Source organism: Marisediminitalea sp., from assembly GCF_984433645.1.
On sequence record NZ_CFIDRX010000302.1, the window covers coordinates 1 to 2009 of the forward strand.

General features: G+C 51.3%; 2 protein-coding genes and 1 pseudogene. All 3 read right to left on the minus strand.

Going from position 1 to position 2009, the window contains the following annotated elements; genetic code table 11:
- Positions 1 to 436: pseudogene (locus AC4MRN_RS20620) on the minus strand (hypothetical protein); the annotation flags it as partial.
- Positions 436 to 1386, minus strand: a complete 951-nt coding sequence (locus tag AC4MRN_RS20625; protein WP_491204391.1) for a phosphate ABC transporter substrate-binding protein — start codon at positions 1384 to 1386, stop codon at positions 436 to 438. The gene AC4MRN_RS20625 and the pseudogene AC4MRN_RS20620, both read right to left, overlap by 1 nt.
- Positions 1386 to 2009, minus strand: a 624-nt coding sequence (locus AC4MRN_RS20630; RefSeq protein WP_491204390.1) for an ATP-binding protein, incomplete at its 5' end; no start/stop codon positions are given. The genes AC4MRN_RS20625 and AC4MRN_RS20630, both read right to left, overlap by 1 nt.

Genomic DNA, 2009 nt, shown 5'->3' on the forward strand with positions numbered 1-2009 from the left:
GATGGGCGATCTCACTGTCGAGGCTAACCAAGTCACAGGTGCTCGAGGTTCTGAAAGCGGTATCTGCCTCAGTGCTGGCTGTGGTGATAGTGGATGGCCTGAGATTCTGTTTACTCAGCGCCACAATGTTTTCACAGGTCGACGACGCCAGAAAGTCCTTCACCACATACAGCTGTGCCTGCTCGGATTCTATTATCTGTAAATTGTCAGACTGAACGTTGTCGAGGTGCCCCTTTGCTAAAAATGTCGGCTGGGGATAGCGCGCTGCGTATTGCCGGGCCAGCGACTGTTGCTGCGCGGGAGGCAAATTATTTCCCAGCAGCGCGACAATTTCAGCGTGGGCAAATCCTTCGCCCAGCAAGGTGGAATAAAGCTGTGTTACCGGTACATTGCGTAACAGGTTGGTTAGTACCCACTGCTTCCACTGCGCCTGCATCAATAGGTCTCCTCTCCACGAACAACTCGCATCTGGCGGTTCAGCATATCTTCACGAATGGGAAAGTAGCCATCTCGCGCCACCTGCTGCTGACCGCGCTTTGACAGCACGTAACGTAAAAATTCTCTCTCCAGTTTGGGCAGTGGCTCGCCGGGGGCTTTATTGACCACCAGATACAAATACCGGCTGAAAGGGTAAGTTTCATTTTGTACGGTTTCGCTGGTCAGCGGCACCAAGCTATCTTCGTTATGCCCTAATGGCAACGCTTTAACACCGGCAGTTTTATACCCATACGCAGCATATCCCATGCCGCCCTTGCTGGACGCCACGGATAATACCACTGAGGCAGAGCCCGGCTGCTCATTCACCGATTTTGTAAAGTCGCCGTCGCATAACGCCATAATCTTAAACAAGCCATATGTACCCGATACTGAGTTTCGGCTAAATAAGCGGATAGGCGCGCCCTCACCATAATTATCAACACCTAACTGAGACCAGTGAGATATTGCTGCCTCACCACCACAAAACCGTGTTGCGGAAAAGATGGCATCGACCTCAGAAAGAGTCAGGCCTTGCAGCGGATTTTTCCGCTCAACAAAAATCGCAATCGCATCCAACGCGACCGGAATGACGGTTGGCGGGTAGCCGTGCGCTCTTATAAATGCCTGAATTTCACTGGGCTTCAACTCGCGACTCATCGGCCCGATTGTGGCGGTACCTTCTGTTAGCGCAGGCGGCGCTGTTGATGAACCAGATGCCTGAATTTGAAATTTTACGTCCGGGTATAAGTGTTTAAATTCCTGCGACCAAAGGGTCATCAGATTCGCCAGGGTGTCGGAACCCACAGACGTAATCTTGCCGGCCACGCCGGGTTTACGCTCGTATTCAGGTGCGTCAGCGGCAACCAGTGCAGACCAACAACACAACAGGGTTAGTACCACTATACGCATCATAGAACAGGATCCTGACTGGCAATCATTTCGGCGTCGAAATTAAAGAAAAACACACTACCCTCGCCCACCACACTGGTGATCTGAAGCTGCGAATTATGGTGATTCAGTACGTGTTTCACAATCGACAAACCCAGTCCTGACCCCCCCGTCTTTCTGGAGCGCGCTTTGTCGACCCGGTAAAAACGCTCGGTCAAGCGCGACAAGTGGCGTTGTTCAATGCCATCACCATCGTCTTTAACCGCGAACTTAACACCTTCTTTGGTCACCGACCAATACACATCTATATGGCCACCCGGCGGCGTATAGTTAATGGCATTAAAAATGAGGTTGGAACAGGCACTGCGCAATTCCGTTTCAATGCCGTAAATTTTAACCCCTTCATCAAGATGAAAGGTAATGGTGTGGCCTTTGTCTTTGTTGAGTGCATCGGCTTCCAGTTTAATCTGGCGCAGCATTGCGGGCATATCCACGGTGTTTTCATAAATCCGCTCAGAGCTCGCTTCAATACGCGACAGCACCAACAAATCCTCGATCAGGCTTTGCATACGCTGCGTCTGCGAACTCATTTCCAAAAAGGCTTTTTGCGTCAGCGGGTCAAGTTCATCACCGCTGCCCGCCAG

Coding starts and splice junctions, on each gene's coding strand:
- AC4MRN_RS20625 (WP_491204391.1), bottom strand. CDS start 1,386: ATGCGTATAGTGGTACTAACCCTGTTGTGTTGTTGGTCTGCACTGGTT.